Origin of the sequence: Capnocytophaga sp. oral taxon 326 str. F0382 (assembly GCF_000318295.1) — a bacterium.
GTDB lineage: Bacteria > Bacteroidota > Bacteroidia > Flavobacteriales > Flavobacteriaceae > Capnocytophaga > Capnocytophaga periodontitidis.
The window spans coordinates 43,583-63,288 of the sequence record NZ_KB291394.1 but is presented as its reverse complement, the minus strand read 5'-3'; the positions used below and the strand labels follow the sequence as shown (position 1 = coordinate 63,288).

Here is a 19,706-nt window from a genome sequence, read left to right as displayed (position 1 = left end):
GCTGTAAATCAATATTCTTTTATATCGAAGTGACATTAAATAACAATTATAAATTTAACAAAGCTAAATATGATGGAATAAAAAAAATGACAATTAGAACAAAAGTTGTTTTTTGTTTTTGTGAATGTAGAAATAGAACTATATTGTCCCGAATTGCCAAAGTGCAAAGATAGTGAATAACGAGATAAAAGCAAATAGAAAACAAAATTATTTTCGTCAAGAGGTATTTACCCTAACTACCAACAAATCTACAAAGAAATGGATAGTTATTTAGGTGAAAAAGGGTATAACCGACAATTGTTTGAGCGCGACAAAGAGACAATACGCGATGAATGGCACTATGATTTGAGATTTGAGGATGAAACTTATGCGCTATACGAAGATGAAAATCAGTTGATAGTAGACGATCTATTGGCAGCTTACATCTTGTTTATCGTGCAAAACCAAGACGGCAAACTACCTGAATGCGTGATTACAGAAACTCGTCAGCATACGGGTACAAACCATATAGCCGACTGTATAGAGGCTATAGAAGCACGTAAAGAACTGCACATCACTTACTATGACTACCGCGATGAGCAAACCAAAGCCTATACACTACAGCCTTACAAACTAAAGCATAAAGACTATAAATGGTATGTATTGGCAGTAGATAAACAAGATAATAGTGTGCCTTTTAAAGCTTTTGCCTTAGAGCGCGTGCGTTCGTTAGAAATAGGTGCTACCTTCCGCCCTAATAAGCAATTAGATTTCTACAGCACATATTACAATGCTTTTGGGATGTTTACCGATGCTAAAGCCGAAAAGGTAGTGTTACAGTTTGATCACCGAGATGGCAACTATCTCAAAGCCTCGCCTATTCACCACTCACAGAGAATTATAGCTGAAACCGCAACCCATATCACCTTTGAACTCTATGTAAAACCCACTCTTGATTTTATTATGGAATTGATGAAACGCAGTTGGTCGCTTACTATATTAGAACCTACTCACTTGCGAGATACTTTTGTAAAATATTGGCAGGAAGCAGTGAAGAGAAATTTGGAAGTGCGTTAATTTGTTGATTGCAGTTTTAAAAAGTTTTGCACTTCATCTGCTTTTATTATAGGAAGTTCTATAGTATTGCGATTGATTTTTTGATGGTATAAATTATGCCATTCTTGTAAAGTTATTTTGAGTAAGTTGGCTCTTTGTACTAAGTTATCAGCGACTATTAGAAGATAGTTACACAGTCCTAATAACTTAAAATAGTGTTTCTTTTCTATTTTACCAATTGATAATACGAAGTAAATTTCTACTTTCTGACTTATTTCGAAGATGTTTTTTAAAGTCTCAAAGTAAGTAAAGGCAAAGTTCTCTATATTTTTTATAAACACAATGATATGAGGAACTTTATAGAGTTCTTTATGCTGTTTTTTATATCGTTTTGCTATTTCTTTTTGTAAAATGGTAAACATTTTAAGTGTTTTTCTTTCATCTTGTGCGTCAACAGAGAACATTCGTACATTTTTAGAATGCTTATGGTAAAGCATTGTCCAGCGTATTTCTTGTACTAATAGTTCTCTTTCATCAGGGTTATTTCCCTCAATAAGTATAGGACTTATCTTGGCGATATCTACAAATTTCACTTTTTCAATAGATATGCCTAAAGGTACAGGAAGCTTCATTTTTTGGGGAGTACTAATTTGCAAAAGATCTTGAAAGTTTTTCATATTGTGTGATATTATAACTTATTGAGGGCAAAGATAATATAGGGGGTGTATCATTTTGTGATACTATGGTAAAAAAAGAGTGCCAAAACAATTTTTGGCACTCTTTTTTGATTGTTAAGAATAAGAATTATTCATTTAATAGTGAATAAATCCAGTCAATAAAAATTGGACGATTATCTCTATTACTTGCTTTGCCTTCTTTCTTTTCATACCAATCATTGGTTACGTAGTATTCCTTACCATTGTATTGAAAAAAAGGTTCTGTATAATATCTATTTCTACCATTTTTATCTTTAGTAGAGTTATTACTATTCTTTTCAAGTAAAATAGGGAAGTAGTGACCTAAGTTTTCCTTACATTCCTGAGCATCAGTTAAGATAGCGAGATTATCTTCCAATAATCCGTAATCTTGCATAAGTTTGAGACATTGGAAAGCAAATTCCTTATTCCCAAGCTTATTAACATTCTCAAAGTCTTCATCTATGAAAATGGTTCTTGTTTCAGAATCTCCTTTTTTCTTTCCTAAGAAATGAATCCATTTGTTATTAATAGCTTTTTTAGCTAACTCAAGGAATTTTTCATTAGGTTTCTCTACTTTAACTTTACCATTCATTAAAGTCTCAGGCTGATATAACTCAATACAAATAGCTTTGATAAGATTTTGTATTTTACCATTTATTGGATCTTGCACCTCAGGTTTGTCCATTATGTAGTTTAGATAAGTAGGAATAATTACTATATTCCATAACGAACTAAAATAATAAGGATTATGGGTAGTGTTAGACCATACGTGAGAAAGCGTATAGTTTATAAAATCACTATTGTTAGTGCTTATAGTATATCCCGTAGCTTTTTGAATAGCCACAACCACTGCCTGATTACCTGTACTATCAAAACTAACCTTTACCTTACCGTCTTTAAAAAATAAAGCTTCTTCTTTAGCAATTTTTCTTATCACTGGTTCTGGTTTGCTTTTTAAAGCATTCTTTTTAGGTTCTGCCACAAAACACTCATTAAGATAAGTTTTTCCAAACCTAATATTGATTTTAGCGTTATTGCTAATGTCAGAGAGCATTTCTTTTGCTCTTTTCTCCACCTCTTTTTTTTCAATAAAAAGGCAAGATTTTACAAAATGTTCAATGAAAGCGTCTTCGTTTCCATTGAAAAGAGTTTTAATAAATTCTTGGGTTCCGTTCATAAATTTGTAATGTTTTAGTTTAACGCCCCAAAAGTACTAATTATTTTCCTTGTTGCCAAATATAAAACGTTAGAATTTAGGGCGTTAGAATAATTTTTTTATTGCTTATTAATTATTTGAAATGCTTGTTGTGATAATAGCTTTTCTATTTCGGCAATGAGGACTATAGGGTTGAGCTCCTTAGCAAGCTTTTTGTCGCGGAAGATATTCTCTGTAACTTCCTTTATTTCAAGAGGTTCGGTGAGGGTTAAAGTATGCTCTCTAAGGGCGACTACTATCTTACTCAGTTGCGGATAGTTGTTATTGGGCAACGCATCAAAAATGGGAGAGATAATTCTCTTTGGATGAATAGCTATTGAAAAAGAGGGTGGATAATACTCACTGTGGTCGATTACAAAAGGGACTATTTCGCCATTGGGCATAGCACTGTACACCGCTTCTTGATTGATGAGCAACTGCCCGCTTTTCTTTAGAACATCTATATATGCTACATTACTGATTTTCTTAGGGGTATCGCTGATAAGATAGGTAGCCTCATTGCTGATGCGGAGAAGCATTTCTTCAAAAAGATCACGCTCCATACTGTTGAAAAAACGCCTTATCAAAAATAATGAAAATGCTACTTTCTCATCACTACTACACAATTGAGTGTATAGCAAGCTATTGACTAAAGCGTCCTTAAACGTTTTAACGCTGAGCTTTTCATTAGCTTTGCGTTTGCCGTCGCGTTTTCTTCGCTTTAAAAGTTTGTTTATGTATTCGCCAAGTGCTTGTGCTCTATGCAAATCGGCTACAATCATAGTTTTGCGCGAAATCTCTCCTTTTTTAAAGGCTACAATCTTTTCAAAGATAGTTTCTTCAAAAGAAGGGGCTAAAATCTCAGTCCGCTCATACCACAGAGTGTTATCGTGCTTATACTCAAGCATTGTATCAAATACCTTGTGAAAATCGACGACCTTTTTTACGGTTGCTTGCTGTTGCACATAATCGGCAAAACTACCGATGAGGTGGATGCCTTGTTTAAAACTCTCCTCTAAGGTGTCCCACAGTTCAGAATATTGCTGATACAAAGCGTAAGCATCACTGATAAACACTATTATACGTGGCTCACAGCTCTCACATTTCAAGCGTTTTTCGTTTTCGGCAATTAGTGCTTGCAACACCTTTTGAGGTTCAGTAGCGGTAGTAAAAGCATAAGGTGCGATAACTTCTTGTAGAGCATTATCCGAGGTATTGTTACTATCTATCCATACCAACTGAACGTTTTTAGGCGTTTGCCAAAACAACAACGACAACAATACGAGTTGTAACCCCTTGTAGTTGTCGGCTGGGGTATCGTTTTTAATAGCCCAATGTGTTTCGGTAGCTAAATCAACGAGATGTAGGTTGTGATTATCGATTCCTAAGGCAATAGGCAAGGTCATAGCTGCATTTCTGAATTGTTGAGCGCAGAACAATTCGCTCAAATGTACCCAACGAGTACTTTGGTTAGGAATCGCGATGTGTACAAATTGTTTTTCTATGCGCTCACCTATAAAACTGTTGGGAGATAACACATAACCTTTCGGAAAGGCTTTTTGCACTCTTTCAAAATCATTTTGCCGAAACAACGATTTCATTTTCACCGAGAAAGTGTTCTGCTTTCGTTCAATAGTAGGGTGAAAAGTCCCTTTGAAAGGCAGTTCAAGCAATTGGAGCGTTTCCTTAATATAACGCTCTTGTTCAACAATTTCGCGTTCTAAAAGCGCGCGCATAGTCATTTTTGACTGACCGAGCAGTGCCACTGGCAACTGCATTAATGATTTTTGTTTTTCCATAAGAAAAAAATAATAATATTATCTATATATATCGTTTTTTCTCTCAGATATAAGTAAAACGCAAAAAAGTTATTAACATTTTTCTTATATTACTGATTATCAATGCTATATTTTTTATACTTTTTTCTTGCCTAACTTACAACAATACACACCAGAGTTTTTTAGTATAAAAAAACTTTGCTAAGAGTCCTAAAACTCTTAGCAAAGTCTAATTTCTATTTTCTAATTCCTAACTCCTACTTCTTGTACAATTCCAGAAACTCGCGGACGGTTTCAAAGTCGTCAAAATGGTGTTTTACGCCTTTAATTTCTTGGTAAGTTTCGTGTCCCTTACCGGCGATGAGGATGATATCGCCTTTTTGGGCGTTCTTACAAACGGATTGTATTGCCTGACGGCGGTCGGTAATGGTTTGTACTTTGTGGAAGTGTTGTGGCTGTACCCCTTGTTCCATTTCGGCAAGAATCGTCTCAGGTTCTTCGTTGCGAGGATTGTCGGAAGTGAGGATGACATTATCGCTGAGGGTTGTAGCGATATCAGCCATTATAGGGCGTTTGCCTTTGTCGCGATTGCCCCCACAACCCACTACAGTAGTGAGTGTCTCGTTGTGAGTGCGTATATCGTTGATGGTTTTTAGAACGTTTTCAAGGGCATCGGGGGTATGAGCATAATCTACGATGGTAATCACTCCCGTAGCCGATACAGCGTACTGGAAACGCCCAGCCACGGGTTCTATAGCACTGATGAGTGTAAGCGCCTCAAGTTCGTCAATACCTAAAAGTGTAGCTGCTGCATATACCGCCAAAAGGTTGTAGGCATTGAACTCCCCTATGAGTTTTGTCCATACCTCGTGCTGATTGATGCGCAACAGCAAGCCGTCAAATCTGCTCTCAATGATATATGCTTTATAATCTGAATAGGTTTTGAGAGCATAAGTTTTCTTTTGGGCTTTGGTGTTTTGTAGCATAAAAGCCCCATTTTTATCATCGTTGTTTACTAAGGCAAAAGCGGTAGCAGGTAACGCATCAAAGAAACGCTTTTTCACATCGCGATAGGCAGCGAAGGTTTTGTGATAATCGAGGTGATCGCGGGTGAGGTTAGTGAAAATACCTCCTGCAAATTGTAGTCCTTCGGTGCGATGCTGGTCAATGCCGTGAGAGCTGACTTCCATAAAGCAGTATTTCACCCCTTGTTGTACCATTAAATGCAGATAATAATTCAGTTGAAGAGGGTCAGGAGTGGTGTGAGTTGCTTCAAAACGCTGGTCGTCTACGTATACTGCTACGGTAGAGAGCAAGCCTGCTTTTTGTCCTGCTTTTCTAAACAATTGGTAGAGAAGCGTTGCAATAGTAGTCTTTCCGTTAGTGCCTGTAACACCTACTAAGGTAAGTTTTTCGGAAGGATTGCCATAGAAGTTAGCCGCGATAAGAGCTAAGGCACTATGGGTATTAGGAACTACTATATAGCTTACATCAGGCAAGGGCTGTTGAGGTAATTGCTCACATACAATAGCAGTAGCGCCACTGTGTATAGCTTGGTCTATATATTCGTGTCCGTTAGATTGAGTGCCAGAAATAGCAACAAACATACTTCCTTTTTCTACCTTGCGAGAGTCGAAACAAACGGAAGTAATAGGTTTGCCTTCTTCATAAAGAGAAGCCTTTATAGAGATGTTTTTAAGTAATGTGTTTAAATTAGTCATTAGTCAATTTATCAATTTGTTAGTTATAAGGAGCATAGTCAGGGTATTGGGCTTTCATTTCGTTGATAAATTCGTTCCAGCCGTATTTTAAGTATTTCTTATTGGGAATAAACTCTCCTGCCCCTATATCTAAATCACCTGAACAAGGTACGCGAAGATGTGCCCAACTCACTTGCTGTGTTTTCTGTGTTTGTTTGCTTGTCCACGTTCCAATAAAAGCATTGTTGAAATAAGGGTCAGCTCCTTCATAGAAATCGTTATACTCTAAATTTCCTTTGTTAGAAATAGCCCAACAAAGTAATACTTTTCCCTTAAAAATACCTGTTGCAGGGAGGTTTTCATATTCATCAAAAAGAAAGTTACCTTCAGCAATTCCTTCTTCCTTAAAGTTGTTTTTTTCAGTATTTAAAAGTGTTTTTAGTGTGTTTATAACAATAGTCCCTCTAAACTTACGGGTGTTTTTGGCTACACGCATCCAGCCTTCTACTTGGTATAATGATGGTTGTGTATTGTCTTTTTTAATACTTGTAAACTGAACTACCAATCGCTCTTTGTGAATGCCAATCGCACCCAAAAAATCAGTTTCTTTATATAAAAGAACAGGGGTAAAGTCCATTTTAGCAATAGAGAGATTGCAAGGTTTTATTTTAGTGTAAAAACTTGCTATTGTTTGCTCTAAATCTTTGTAAGAACAAGGTTGTGCTACAGCTAATGAGGTGATGAAAACGAATGTTGTGATAAAGAATATTTTCATATTATCATTTTAAGAGTTCAAGAGGCTGTTCAAAAAGTTTTTCTTTAGGGGCGTTTGCAAAACGCCCTTACATAACACACTCTAAAAGTAATTGATTATCAAAGTGTAGCGACGCAATCATTTGCTAATTGGCTAATTGACTAATTAGTTAATTCTCCACACTGTAAAACTACTATGGTATTGCGCGCTACTTTGGCACCTTTGGCAACCGATTGGCTACTTACTTTGCCTTCACCCGAAAATTTTACTCGTAAGCCCATATTTTCGAGTAGGGCAATGGCGTCCATTACATTCATACCCGTAAGATCGGGCATTACAGTTTTGTATTTTGCAGCCTTAGCGTAGTAATCTTCATAGTTTTTAGTAGTTTTTCCCGATACATTTTCTACATCTTCTACGGTGTCCATCAACAGTGAATTAGTATAGATTTTATGAGCTATACTTTTGAATACAGGTCCCGATACATCGGCACCGTAAATCCCCACACTGCGGTCGGGTTCGTGAATGACTACTATACACGAGTATTTTGGGTTATCTACCGGAAAAAATCCTGCAAACGAGGATATATAACTCAGTTTGCTTGCATCCGCATTGGCGTAGTTTTTACGAGCAGTTCCTGTTTTGCCTGCCATCGAAAAATCGGGGGAATAAAGTCGGTGTCCTGATCCATACGAACGTCTCACTACATCGGCGAGCATTCCCTTAACTTTATCGGCAGTTTGTTTAGAGCAAATTTTTCCATTGATAATCTCTACATTAAACTTTTCTATTGCTTTGTTCCATTCTTTTACTTCCTTGATCATTCGGGGTTTTACCATCACTCCCCCATTGGCAATAGCGTTGTAGAAAGCCAAGCTCTGCAAAGGGGTAATTTTTACGGCATAACCTATGGCCATAGATTCGAGGGTCACCCCACTCCATAGCTTGTCGCGTGGTGTAGGAATAAAAGGAGCTCCTTCACCTAAGATGGGTAAGCCTAACTGCTGATTGAGATTCATTTTTAGCAATTGAGAGGTAAAATCCGAAGGGGTTTTCGCAAATAGTGAGTGTACTAACTCGGTCATCCCCACGTTTGAGGATACCGAAAAGGCTTTGTTTAAGCTAATGCGCCCTGTGAAGTGATGTTGTGAATCTTGAAAAGTCTTATCGTAGTACTGTTGTTTTCCGTCTTTTATATCCACTACATAAGTGGTGTCGATATTGCGGGTTTCCATAGCAGCAACAACAGTCATCAATTTGAATACCGACCCAGGTTCGTGAGCTTCACCTATAGCAAAGTTATAACGCTCGGCATAGGTGTCGTTTTTTTTGTTTAATTCAAGATTGGAAATAGCTTTTATCTCTCCTGTACTCACTTCCATTACAATCACGCAACCGTGCTGAGCTTTGTATTTCTTAAGCTGGGTGAGCAGAGCGTGGTGTGCAATATCTTGTATGTTGATATTGATAGTAGAGACTACATCATAACCATCTTTAGGTTCTATAATATCAAACCCACTGGCGAGTTTCCACTGTCCTTTGGCGATTTTCTGTTCTAAGCGTCGTCCTTTAGTACCCAAAAGGTAATTGGCATAAGCACCTTCAAGCCCTACACGGGTAGTGTAACCAGTTTCATCGGTACGCGCATAGCCAATACTGCGGTGAGCAATCCCCCCTAACGGATATTCGCGTTTGATGTTTTTCTCTATAATGATTCCCCCTTTGTAGGGGCCTTTGTCAAACAGTGGAAATTTTTTGATACGTGCGTATTCACTATAACCTAAATTGCTAGCTATCAGTAGATATCTGTTCTTTAAATTGCGCTCTTTTTTAAGTAGATTCAAATAGTAGTTACTTGGACGACCAAACATCTTTGAAAGGGAATCACTTAGCGGTTTTACATATTTGTTAAAATTAGCTTTAGAAGGGGCAATTCCGTCCCAACGAATATCGTAACGAGTTACCGAGGTAGCCAATAAACTCCCATCATCGGAATACAAATTGCCTTGACTGGGGATAATATCAGCCTCACGCAAGGTAGTTTCGTCTACTTTGGCGCGATATTCATCACCTTCTATTTGTATTTTGATAAGTTTTACGGCTATTATTATAATCATCAGCAGGATTACCAATGCTACAAAGTAAGTGCGTGCGGTTATTTTTTTGTCGCTTTTTTCCAATGCTTTACCTCCTTATTGTTTTGTTATTCTTCTACAATTACTTTAATTTTTTGTGGTGGTTTCTCAGGCTGCTTGAGTCCTTTAGATTCTAATTGTTCTAACAGCGACGACTCTAATCGCACCTTCTGTAAGCGCGAACGCACATCTACAAACTGACTTTTGAGTTCATTCACCTCTTCATTCAGTTTAGCAATTTGGTGTACTTTGGCATCTACCCGCTGTGAACTGGTAATCATTATGATAATCAGCACAAACAGAAAGCCTACAAACATCCAGCTTTTAAAAGCGTCTTTGCCTACAAAAAACTTTCCGCGTAGTATATTTTTAATTTCGTCGGTAGCTCTTCCCATTTTTTAGTTATAAAATTAAGAATTAAGAGTTTATGCGTTCAGCAATGCGAAGTTTAGCACTGCGAGCTCGGTTATTCATTGCAATCTCACTATCGGTAGGAGTGATAAGTCCGCCTACTTTTTTAAACGGAACTGACACATTGCCAAACCAATCTTTTTCGGGAGTGCCTTCTAATTGTCCGTCGCGTATAAAGCGTTTCACGGCACGGTCTTCAAGCGAGTGATAGCTGATGAGACTGATGCGCCCCCCAGTTTTCACCACATCGGGCAGTTGTAACAAAAACGATTCTAAAGCTTCCATTTCACCATTCACCTCTATGCGTATTGCCTGATAGATTTGCGCCAACACTTTGTTTTCCTTGAACTTGGGTAAAAAACTCTTTACAGCCTCTTGTAACTCACTGCCTAATTGAATAGGCTTCTGTGCTCTATAATTGATAATCGCTCGAGCAATAGCTTTAGCGTTTTTCAGCTCACCATAGTTGAAAAACAATCGGCTTAAATCTTCTTCATCATATTCATTTACAATTTCTTTAGCCGAAACCGCTGCATTTTGGTTCATACGCATATCCAAAGTTCCTTCAAAACGAGTAGAAAAGCCGCGTTCGGCGACATCAAATTGATGAGAAGAAACCCCAAAATCACCTAAAACCCCGTCTACTTGTGTGACACCATAGAAACGCAAGTATTGTCGCAAATATTTGAAATTCTGCTGAATGAGAGTGAAACGGTCATCGGCTATAGCATTGGCAGCTGCATCAGCATCTTGGTCGAAAGCAAAAAGCCGCCCCTCATTGCCTAAATGTTTAAGGATTTCACGCGAATGACCACCACCGCCAAAAGTAACATCTACATAAGTGCCATTGGGCTTAATTGCCAAACCTTCAACACTTTGTTGCAACAAAACGGGAATGTGATAAGAGGAATTATCGTTCATATTACAGAATGTTCTTAAACCAGAGGGCAAAGGTACAAATAATTAGCGAATTAGCAATATTTTGTTCGTTTCAGTTTCTTTTTGTAATTTTGTCATTACAAAATAAAAATCAATAAGAAATGTCAGGAAATTTAGCTGACTACTAAACACTAATTCTATGTTAAAAGATATTTTAAACTTTCGTAGGGCGGTACGCTATTATGAGCCTACGCCCATCAGTGAGGAAAAGGTGCGTGAATGCCTTCAGCTCGCTACATTAGCACCTACTAGTTCGAATATGCAACTGTATGAGCTGTACCACATTACTGACAAAGATTTACTTAAAAAGCTCGCTCACGCCTGTCTCGACCAGCGTACGGCTACCACCGCACAACAGATGGTGGTTTTTGTTACCCGTCAAGACAAGCACCGCGCGCACGCTAAGATGATTTTAGAATTTGAACGAGGTAATGTTGAGCGGAACAGTCCACCTGAACGTAAAGCCAAACGCATTAAAGATAAAGAGGCATATTACGGCAAACTGATGCCCTTTGTGTACAGTCGTTTTTTTGGCTTGTTAGGCGGTTTCCGCAAATTGTTTGGGGTGGTTACCAGTTGGTTTCGCCCTATGATGCAACAACTTTCCGAAGGCGATATTCGCGTGAGTGTACACAAAAGCTGTGGACTTGTAGCGCAAACTTTTATGCTGGCAATGGCAGAGGAAGGGTACGATACTTGTCCGTTAGAGGGTTACGACAGCAGACGTATTAAGAAGTTATTGCATTTGCCTTGCAGGGCTGAAGTGAGTATGGTGATTACTTGTGGAATTCGTGAAGAACGCGGCATCTGGGGAGAAAGATTTAGATTGCCGTTTGAGGAAGTGTATAGAAATAATTAGCAAATGGGAAAATTAGTAAATATGAAAATTAGCACTTTAATTCTTAGTTTTTTACTTGCCTTTCACTGGGCAAATGCTAAAACAGAACCTGTAACTATTCAAGGAGCTGTGGGAACACTTCACGGAGTGGTAACTACCCCTGATACTGTGAAAAAATCTCAGAAAATCCCTACTGTGATTATCTTTCACGGACTGACCAGCAATAAAGACAAAAAGCTATATGCTACTTTGGCAGATAGCTTAGCGGCACACGGTATTGCCTCAGTACGCTTTGACTTCAATGCACACGGCGAAAGCGAAGGGGATTTTAAGAAAATGTCGTTAGATAATGAGTTAGAAGATGCACGGCGCATAATGGCATTTACTAAAAAACTGCCTTTCGTAGGTAAGATAGGCTTGATAGGACACTCGCAAGGAGGGGCTATCGCTATGCTTTTGAGTGCAGAATTAGGGAAGAAAAACGTTAAAGCATTAGGCTTGTTAGCACCTGCTTCTACAATTCACGACATACTATCACAAGGGGTACTGTTCGATGCCACTTTCGACCCATTGAATGTGCCTGAGGAGCTTTCCTTTTTTGGAGGGAAAGTAACTGTGGGGAAAGACTATATCCTCTCAGCACAACGCTGTAAACTTATTCAGAAAGCGAGTACCTACAAAGGCAAGGTGCTGGTGATTCACGGCACAGGTGATCGGATGACATCCTATACCTATAGCGAGAATTTGCCTTTTTTCTACAAGCATTGTAAGGTAAGTCTTATTGAAAGAGGAGACCATTTGTTTACTGCCAAAGAAGCGCAAACAGCAGAGATGATGACACAATTTATGCTGAAAAACTTGAGATAATGAATCGATTAGTCGATTTGTCAATTTGCCGATGTGCCCCAATTTACTAATGACTAAACATTAATAATTAATTTATCAAATGAAAATATATAAAATTACCAATATTGTAAGAAATGGAGATATAGTGTAAAGGTAAAATATAAGTGGCAATGAAAGGAATCATCTTAACAGATAACACTAATTACTTAGGTTTTGATAGAAATATTTCTCTATGGGGGCAAAAATCTTTTCAATATCCTATAGTTGATGATTATTTTGTGGAAGCAAAATATCTTGAGTGTCTTTTAAAAGAAAAGAAAAGTTTTATGAAAAATAATCTTCATTTATTATACTTCAGTGAAGACAGTTGTGAATACCCCAATTTTAAACAAATAGGTGTAGATTGTGGCTATTTATATGAGCCAATTGATGATTTTTATATAGGCTTTTCAATCATATACAATGAGATACTAAGAATAAACAATTCTTTTTGTGTAGAATATAAAAAACAACTTAATGAATATTCTCTTTTTTCCTCTGCTGTGCAGGCAAAATCTTTTTTACAAGAAAGAGCTTTTTTCTGTGATAAGTATAAGTTTGAAAATGCTTTTCAGAAATTGAGTGTTGTGAATATTTATTTGTACAAATAGATTATGGCTTATTTTAGAATTATCTTTAAAGAGGATAATAAGTTGTGGCAGAAGTATTTTACTTTTGCTTATCGTTTTGTGATAGGGGATAATGAGGATGTGAAATTTCCTGAAAACTACGCGCTTCAGTTTTCGGATGTGTTGAAGATACAAGCACTTAATCATCAAGGAGAGGTGGTAAGATATTTCCTCATTTAAGGTGAATGAGAAACTCAAAGAAGCCCTTTTACAATTAGCTGAACTATCTAAATTTTTAGATTTTGCTGAATTATGATTAAAAACATTTATGAACCCGATAATGAAGATGTACTTTTTTGGTTAGCCCATAATGAAAAATGGCCTGCCCCCGATTGGGATCTTTATGTGGTGAATGGAAAAAATGATGATTTGGTTTTCCAATTAGCTAATGACAAGGTGTGCCCTGAACAAGAGTTCTTCCTGCATTGTCTGTATTACTTCGTGGGTGAGGTGTATATCTCAAATGATATGGAGAAGTATCAGGAGCGTATAGACAATTTATTTAGCAAGAAAGCTCTTTTGCCTTCTGTGGTGCAGTGGAAAGAAAAAGCAGCACTTTTATTGGCAGGAAAGATTATTTTTGACAGCGATTTTTGGCTGAATTATCTCTTTTTTCAAGATATTCAAAAAAGAAATATAGAAGATTTATTATATGAAGCTAATTCTGTAGAAAAATTAAGAGAATATGCCTTGCAATTGTATACAAAAGGCTTTTCTAAAGAGGAAATATATCAGATATTCCTTAAATCCGACATCGAATTGCAGAATGATAAAACAGAAGAATCATATATAGATACATTGGAAGATGTAATGGATATGATAGTAGGTTGGTATCCAAGTAGAAATATTGATTTTGAAAATGAAGTAAAGAAAATATGAACCTATTCACTAAAAATATAAAGCGCAATGGCTATATTGTAGTAATTTGCTATATAATATTAGTTTGTTTCTACAATGTATTCAATCATATAACAAAACTGGGAATGCCTGAGCTACATTCCTTTTCATTAGAAGGATTACAAGCTCTTGTAGGAACTTTTGCTGTACCTATGATGTTGCTCTTTGAATCGTATAGACACGGTGATTGGGTGCTAAATACCATCAACAAATTCTTAATTATTGCTCTATTCCTTTTTTATATACTTCTCCCTATTGTTTTAAAAAAGAAAACTTCTTTCAATTTTAAAAACTATTTTCTCACCATAGATGTTATTACATTTTTGATATACGGACTTATAATGCTGCCTACTCTGGCTGTCGGTTTATCGGCTGTTATAGCGGTACCAGCTTATATTTTTATGCTGTATTATCGAAATCAACAGTATAAGAAAGGACTATTTAATTGAAAAAATCGTCATTCATTATTCGTCATTCGTAATTATTTATTATCTTTGCCCTGTTTAATTAACAACCTTAATAAAAATGTATCCAATAAAATTTAAACCAATCCTCAAAGAACGTCTTTGGGGAGGCACTAAACTAAAAACATTATTCAACAAACCTATTGAAAGTGATATTACAGGCGAAAGCTGGGAAGTATCAGGAGTACCAGGCGATATCTCTGTAGTAGCCAATGGAGCTCTTGAAGGTAAAAGTCTCCAAGAACTCATTGATTTATACCCTAATGAATTGCTCGGCAAACACGTACACCAGCGTTTTGGTCGCGATTTTCCTATCCTTATTAAATTTATAGATGCACGTGAAGACCTTTCTATACAAGTGCATCCTAATGATAAATTGGCAAAAGAACGCCACAATTCTTTTGGTAAAACCGAAATGTGGTATGTACTTCACGCTGATGCAGGTGCTGAATTGATTGTAGGCTTCAACAAAACAGTAACCAAAGAGGAGTATCAACAGCATTTAGACAATGGTACGCTTACTGATATTCTCAACTACGAAAAAGTGAAAGATGGCGATACTTTCTTTATCAATACAGGTAAAGTGCACGCCATAGGTAAGGGAATTATCATTGCCGAAATACAACAAACCAGTGATATCACCTACCGCGTGTACGACTTCAACCGTCGCGATAAAAATGGCAACTTGCGCGAACTCCACACTGAACTCGCTCTCGATGCAATCGACTATGAGAAGAAAGACGACTTTAAAGTGCAGTACTCTCAAAATGCTAATGAGGTGAACAAAGTGGTGAATTGCCCTTATTTTATCACCAATTTACTGCCTCTTACAGCCGGATATGAAAAACAACTCTCTACCGATGATTCTTTCCATATCTATATGTGCGTAAAAGGCGAAGGTATAATAGGTGATGGCACTACCGAATTACCTATCAAGCAAGGTGAAACAGTGCTTTTCCCTGCTTCTTGCCACAAATTAGAGGTAAAAACCAAAGGAATGGATTTATTAGAAGTATTTATCTAAAACTAAAAATATGTTATATCGTTCAAGAATTAAGGGATTAGGATTTTACGTCCCTGACAATGTAGTTACTAACGACGACTTATCCAAACTAATGGATACCAGTGATGAATGGATTCAAGAGCGCACTGGTATCAAAGAGCGTCGTCACGCCCTAAAAGGCAGTGATACCACTACCTCAATGGGGGTAAAAGCGAGCTTAAAAGCTATTGAAGCTGCTAAAATCAATAAAGAAGAAATAGACTTTATTGTGTTTGCAACCCTCAGTCCCGACTTTTATTTCCCAGGTTGCGGGGTATTAGTACAAAAAGAATTGGGCTTGCCTAACGTAGGGGCTCTCGATATTCGCAACCAATGTTCGGGCTTTCTTTACGCGCTCTCTGTAGCCGACCAGTATATCAAAACGGGGATGTACAAAAATATTCTTGTGATAGGTGCTGAAACCCAATCACCTGCCTTAGATATGAGCACACGCGGTCGCAATATGGCAGTGCTCTTTGGCGATGGTGCTGGGGCTGCTATCGTTTCTCGCTCCGATAACCCCAAACGCGCTATTCTCTCTACTCACTTGCACAGTCAAGGTGAGCACGCCGAGCAATTGGCAATGATAGCCCCTGGGGTAGGTACCAAATGGGTGCCTCAAATATTGGCTGAAAACGACCCTGATGATGTGAGTTATTACCCTAATATGAACGGTCAGTTTGTATTTAAAAATGCTGTAGTGCGCTTTGCCGAAGTGATTGAAGAAGGACTAAAAGCTAACGGACTTTCTCGCGAAGATATCAATATGCTGATTCCTCACCAAGCTAATTTGCGTATCTCACAATTTGTACAACACCAATTCAAACTCACTGATGAGCAGGTGTTCAACAATATAATGAAATATGGTAACACTACCGCCGCTTCTGTGCCTATTGCTCTTACTGAAGCAGTTCAACAAGGCAAAATCAAGGACGGCGACCTCGTAGTACTTGCTGCTTTTGGTAGTGGTTTCACTTGGGCAAGTGCTATTATTCGTTGGTAGCCACAACGTGGCAAGCAATAAAAAAAGCTGTTGAACATTACAACTTGTTCAACAGCTTTTTTCTATCTCCTAACTTCTAATTTCTAACTTCTAATCTCTAATACAATAGGACAGTGGTCGCTGTGTTTTGCCTCAGGAAGGATAAGCGCACGTTCCATTCGGTTTTCTAAAGGGGCAGATACTAAGTGATAGTCAATCCGCCAACCTTTGTTGTTGTTGCGAGCATTGGCGCGATAGCTCCACCACGAGTACTGATGTGGCTCTTTGTGGAAGTAACGGAAACTGTCAATAAAACCACTCTTCATAAAGGTATCTAACCACTCACGCTCTACGGGCAAGAAGCCTGATACAGTAGCATTGCGCACGGGGTCGTGTATATCGATTGCCTCGTGACAAATGTTGTAATCACCACAGATAACGAGGTTAGGCACTGTTTGTTTGAGCTTATCAATATACTTTTGGAAGTCAGCCATAAAAGTGAGTTTGAAATCCAAACGATCGGGGTTCGTACCTGAGGGCAAATAGAGACTCATTACTGAGAGTGTCTCAAAATCAGCACGAAGTACCCGTCCTTCCTTGTCCATATAGTCAATTCCTGTGCCTACTTCCACGTGTTTAGGTTCGATTTTAGAGAGAATAGCCACACCGCTATAACCTTTCTTTTCGGCACTGTGATAATATTGGTAAGTATACCCTAATTCGGTAAATACTTCTGTAGGTATTTGGTTTTCAATGGCTTTTATCTCTTGCAGACATAATACATCGGGATTAGCACTTTTTAGCCAATCGGCAAAGCCTTTAGTAAGGGCTGCCCTTATGCCATTTACATTGTAACTGATAATCTTCATTAGTAGCCGGTTCCTTTCTCTCCTTTTAAGATAGCAATTCCGTTAGAAGTACCTATGCGTTCTACGCCAAGGTTTACATATTGCATAGCAGTTTCATAGTCGCGTATACCTCCAGAGGCTTTTACTTTAGCCTTATGTTGCACACATTCTTTCATCAGTTTTACATCGGCGAGTGTTGCGCCCCCCGTACCAAAGCCTGTAGAAGTTTTCACAAAATCGGCTTTAGCATCAAGGGCTAAACGGCAAGCCAAGCGTTTTTCTTCATCAGTAAGGTAACAAGTTTCGAGGATAACTTTCAGCACGCGGTTTTCACCCACACAGCGTTTAAGAGCGATAATTTCGTCCAATACTTGATTGGTTTTCCCTGATTTGAGCCAACCTACGTTCAGCACCATATCAATTTCATCAGCACCATCGGCAAGGGCTTCACCCGTTTCAAAATATTTGGCTTTAGCCGACATTGCTCCTAAGGGGAAGCCTACTACGCTACATACCTTGATATCAGTACCTGTTAAGAATTTTTTAGCGGTTGCTACATAGCCACTATTCACACATACCGAATAAAAATCGTACTCCACAGCCTCTTTACAAAGAGTTTCAATCTCGCTAATGGTAGCTGTAGCTTTCAGAAGCGTGTGGTCAATGAGTTTGTTTAATTCCATAGTTTTTTTAGTTAAGAGGTAAGAAGTAAGAGGTAAGAGATAAGTATGATACTAATTTCTAACTTCTAACTCCTAATACCTATTTTAATATATTCTCGTTGATTGTAATTTTCTTTAAATGTTATAGATATATACAGATAGTTGTTTTTGCTAAAGAATATTGCTTCTTTTTCACTGTAATCAATTGTCCAATATTGAGGGCTAACAGTAATAAGTTCTTTTAAAGTGAATGATTTCGCTTGTTTTACTTTATAAAACATTAAAAATGTTCCCAAAACATCACTATATGTCCCTATTACATAGTTTCTATCAGGTGATAAGAGCGGTTCGCCTTCCATTTTAGTCTGATTACCTGTTTGTTTATCAATAAAAAGAATTTCTTGAGCTCTATAAACCGTATATCTCACTACATATTGATTTAAATCAGGTATTTCACCTAAATAATCATATCTTTCAGCATCTCCAAACTCCTCTGATGCTTCTGTATCTTCAAATGTAACAGTTTTATTTTTACAAGGAAGCTCAATCACACCATCTTGTTTTTCAATTCTTAAATTGTCGTTAGTGAGAAAATAATAGCGATGTTTCAATGCTTGTAGGTATTCCTGCTTTGAAATCTTTGCTATAGTAAAATATTTCCCCAAAGCCTTAGTATCAGAAGTGTCTCCCATTGTTTCTAAAAGCTCCTTTTCTGTAGGTTTATCCTCTTTAGCAGAATTTTCTGTTTGTATTTGAGGTTCTTCAGTAGGAGCAACACTTTCCCCTGCCTGCTGTTGCCCTTGAAAGAGGTTACAACCAGCAATAATAGTGTTAAAATAAAAGAGATAAAGTATTTCATAGATTAGTTATAATGCTATTTACTAATTTCTAATTTCTAATTCCTATCTTGATATACATTCGCTGTTTGTTAGGATTATTATGCTCGTCAAAAAAGTTTGGGATAACATTCATTGGGGCGTATAAGAAACCATTTTTACTAAAAAAGATGGGTTCTTTATCAAAATCATAGGCTGCCCACCATTTTGTGTCTTCATTTACTAAAGTTTCAATCACAAATGGTTTTATGCTTTTTATGCGATACAAAGAAATCGTTCCCACTAAATCTTCATAAGCTCTCCCTATTGTAATGATATACTTCTTATCGGGAGAGAGAAAGGGAAAACGCTCAAAATCAGTTTGCTTACCAGTAGTTTTATCTATAAAGATATAAGCATAAAAATCTTCAGAATCTTCAAAAACTAAATATTGATTGAGAATAGGAACATTCCCTACATAAGCATAGGTTGTAGAAAAAGGATCTTCAACGCTATCAGACTGGTCTTTTAGATAAACTGTTTTATGCTCACAAGGGAAGGTAAGTTTGCCATTCTTTTTTACAATTACAAGGGTGTCTTCTATGAGGAAATCTATCTTATTTCTAAGAGCTTCTTGATATTCTTCATAAGAAATTTGATCTATACTCAGGTATTTAGAGATACTATCGTTAGAATTTCCGTTAATATCTACGTTTTTTGTAAGATCATCCCTTGTGATTTTAGTTTTCAGAGTATTCCAATCACCTACATCTTTCTTTTTTATATAATCTCCTCTGTCAGTTTTGTAAAACTCATTTCCTTCTGCACTTATTTTTATTTTCTCGCCGAAAAGATAATAATCTTCCCGTTCTTCCTTATCAATCACATACAACTCCTTCTGCACTGGCACAAACACTTCTTCCTGCTTTTCTTCTACCGCAACACTTTCCCCTGCCTGCTGTTTTCCTTGAAAGAGGTTACAACCAGCTAATAATAGTG

21 protein-coding genes are annotated in these 19,706 nt (G+C 37.4%); 9 read left to right on the top strand and 12 right to left on the bottom strand.

Annotated features, from left to right (window positions below; genetic code table 11):
- The first annotated feature begins 258 nt into the window (after nucleotides 1–258).
- The gene (locus tag HMPREF9073_RS05235) at nucleotides 259–1,056 is read left to right on the top strand and encodes a YafY family protein (protein WP_009412960.1); all 798 of its coding nucleotides are present in this window, start codon (nucleotides 259–261) and stop codon (nucleotides 1,054–1,056) included.
- Here the strand turns inward: HMPREF9073_RS05235 and HMPREF9073_RS05230 are convergent.
- From HMPREF9073_RS05230 to rsmH, 8 genes are all read right to left on the bottom strand, one after another.
- Entirely contained in the window at nucleotides 1,053–1,712 is a 660-nt protein-coding gene (locus HMPREF9073_RS05230; RefSeq protein ID WP_009412959.1) for a hypothetical protein, read from the bottom strand. The genes HMPREF9073_RS05235 and HMPREF9073_RS05230 overlap by 4 nt on opposite strands.
- A 127-nt stretch (nucleotides 1,713–1,839) precedes the next feature.
- Nucleotides 1,840–2,910, bottom strand: coding sequence for a hypothetical protein (locus tag HMPREF9073_RS05225; RefSeq protein ID WP_009412958.1), 1,071 nt, complete (start codon nucleotides 2,908–2,910; stop codon nucleotides 1,840–1,842).
- A gap of 98 nt (nucleotides 2,911–3,008) precedes the next feature.
- Nucleotides 3,009–4,727, bottom strand: coding sequence for an FtsK/SpoIIIE domain-containing protein (locus HMPREF9073_RS05220; protein ID WP_009412957.1), 1,719 nt, complete (start codon nucleotides 4,725–4,727; stop codon nucleotides 3,009–3,011).
- A 236-nt stretch (nucleotides 4,728–4,963) separates the two neighbouring features.
- Nucleotides 4,964–6,427, bottom strand: a complete 1,464-nt coding sequence (locus HMPREF9073_RS05215; RefSeq protein ID WP_009412956.1) for a UDP-N-acetylmuramoyl-L-alanyl-D-glutamate--2,6-diaminopimelate ligase — start codon at nucleotides 6,425–6,427, stop codon at nucleotides 4,964–4,966.
- Nucleotides 6,428–6,446: 19 nt separating this feature from the next.
- Nucleotides 6,447–7,181, bottom strand: coding sequence for a hypothetical protein (locus HMPREF9073_RS05210; RefSeq protein ID WP_009412955.1), 735 nt, complete (start codon nucleotides 7,179–7,181; stop codon nucleotides 6,447–6,449).
- A gap of 140 nt (nucleotides 7,182–7,321) precedes the next feature.
- Nucleotides 7,322–9,340, bottom strand: a complete 2,019-nt coding sequence (locus HMPREF9073_RS05205; protein ID WP_009412954.1) for a penicillin-binding protein — start codon at nucleotides 9,338–9,340, stop codon at nucleotides 7,322–7,324.
- A 23-nt stretch (nucleotides 9,341–9,363) separates the two neighbouring features.
- On the bottom strand, nucleotides 9,364–9,690 hold the full coding sequence (locus HMPREF9073_RS05200; protein ID WP_009412953.1) for an FtsL-like putative cell division protein: 327 nt from the start codon (nucleotides 9,688–9,690) through the stop codon (nucleotides 9,364–9,366).
- 22 nt (nucleotides 9,691–9,712) lie between these two features.
- Nucleotides 9,713–10,627, bottom strand: coding sequence for a 16S rRNA (cytosine(1402)-N(4))-methyltransferase RsmH (gene rsmH / locus HMPREF9073_RS05195; protein ID WP_009412952.1), 915 nt, complete (start codon nucleotides 10,625–10,627; stop codon nucleotides 9,713–9,715).
- Between the two features lie 157 nt (nucleotides 10,628–10,784).
- On the opposite strand from rsmH, the gene HMPREF9073_RS05190 reads away from it, so the two are divergent.
- From HMPREF9073_RS05190 to HMPREF9073_RS05155, 8 genes are all read left to right on the top strand, one after another.
- A complete protein-coding gene (locus HMPREF9073_RS05190; RefSeq protein ID WP_009412951.1) occupies nucleotides 10,785–11,504 on the top strand; it encodes a nitroreductase family protein in 720 nt (239 codons plus the stop codon).
- Nucleotides 11,505–11,525: 21 nt separating this feature from the next.
- Nucleotides 11,526–12,350 (top strand): alpha/beta hydrolase, encoded by an 825-nt coding sequence (locus HMPREF9073_RS05185; RefSeq protein WP_034555447.1) that lies wholly within the window; start codon nucleotides 11,526–11,528, stop codon nucleotides 12,348–12,350.
- A 149-nt stretch (nucleotides 12,351–12,499) separates the two neighbouring features.
- The gene (locus tag HMPREF9073_RS05180) at nucleotides 12,500–12,979 is read left to right on the top strand and encodes a hypothetical protein (protein ID WP_009412949.1); all 480 of its coding nucleotides are present in this window, start codon (nucleotides 12,500–12,502) and stop codon (nucleotides 12,977–12,979) included.
- Nucleotides 12,980–12,982: 3 nt separating this feature from the next.
- A complete protein-coding gene (locus HMPREF9073_RS05175) occupies nucleotides 12,983–13,177 on the top strand; it encodes a hypothetical protein (protein WP_009412948.1) in 195 nt (64 codons plus the stop codon).
- Nucleotides 13,178–13,249: 72 nt separating this feature from the next.
- The gene (locus tag HMPREF9073_RS05170) at nucleotides 13,250–13,876 is read left to right on the top strand and encodes a hypothetical protein (RefSeq protein ID WP_009412947.1); all 627 of its coding nucleotides are present in this window, start codon (nucleotides 13,250–13,252) and stop codon (nucleotides 13,874–13,876) included.
- Between the two features lie 104 nt (nucleotides 13,877–13,980).
- The gene (locus HMPREF9073_RS05165; RefSeq protein WP_232212885.1) at nucleotides 13,981–14,343 is read left to right on the top strand and encodes a hypothetical protein; all 363 of its coding nucleotides are present in this window, start codon (nucleotides 13,981–13,983) and stop codon (nucleotides 14,341–14,343) included.
- Nucleotides 14,344–14,419: 76 nt separating this feature from the next.
- A complete protein-coding gene (locus HMPREF9073_RS05160) occupies nucleotides 14,420–15,382 on the top strand; it encodes a type I phosphomannose isomerase catalytic subunit (RefSeq protein WP_009412945.1) in 963 nt (320 codons plus the stop codon).
- A gap of 10 nt (nucleotides 15,383–15,392) precedes the next feature.
- On the top strand, nucleotides 15,393–16,403 hold the full coding sequence (locus HMPREF9073_RS05155; RefSeq protein ID WP_009412944.1) for a 3-oxoacyl-ACP synthase III family protein: 1,011 nt from the start codon (nucleotides 15,393–15,395) through the stop codon (nucleotides 16,401–16,403).
- A gap of 83 nt (nucleotides 16,404–16,486) precedes the next feature.
- Here HMPREF9073_RS05155 and HMPREF9073_RS05150 read toward each other — a convergent pair whose 3' ends face one another.
- From HMPREF9073_RS05150 to HMPREF9073_RS05135, 4 genes are all read right to left on the bottom strand, one after another.
- Nucleotides 16,487–17,251, bottom strand: coding sequence for an exodeoxyribonuclease III (locus HMPREF9073_RS05150; protein ID WP_009412943.1), 765 nt, complete (start codon nucleotides 17,249–17,251; stop codon nucleotides 16,487–16,489).
- A complete protein-coding gene (deoC, locus tag HMPREF9073_RS05145; protein ID WP_009412942.1) occupies nucleotides 17,251–17,913 on the bottom strand; it encodes a deoxyribose-phosphate aldolase in 663 nt (220 codons plus the stop codon). Before deoC ends, HMPREF9073_RS05150 begins: the two co-directional genes overlap by 1 nt.
- A gap of 65 nt (nucleotides 17,914–17,978) precedes the next feature.
- Nucleotides 17,979–18,584 carry a hypothetical protein gene (locus HMPREF9073_RS05140; protein WP_009412941.1) on the bottom strand — a complete coding sequence of 202 codons (606 nt, stop codon included), beginning with the start codon at nucleotides 18,582–18,584 and terminating at the stop codon, nucleotides 17,979–17,981.
- 196 nt (nucleotides 18,585–18,780) lie between these two features.
- Nucleotides 18,781–19,706 (bottom strand): hypothetical protein (locus HMPREF9073_RS05135; protein ID WP_009412940.1); only part of this gene is annotated, 926 nt, incomplete at its 5' end.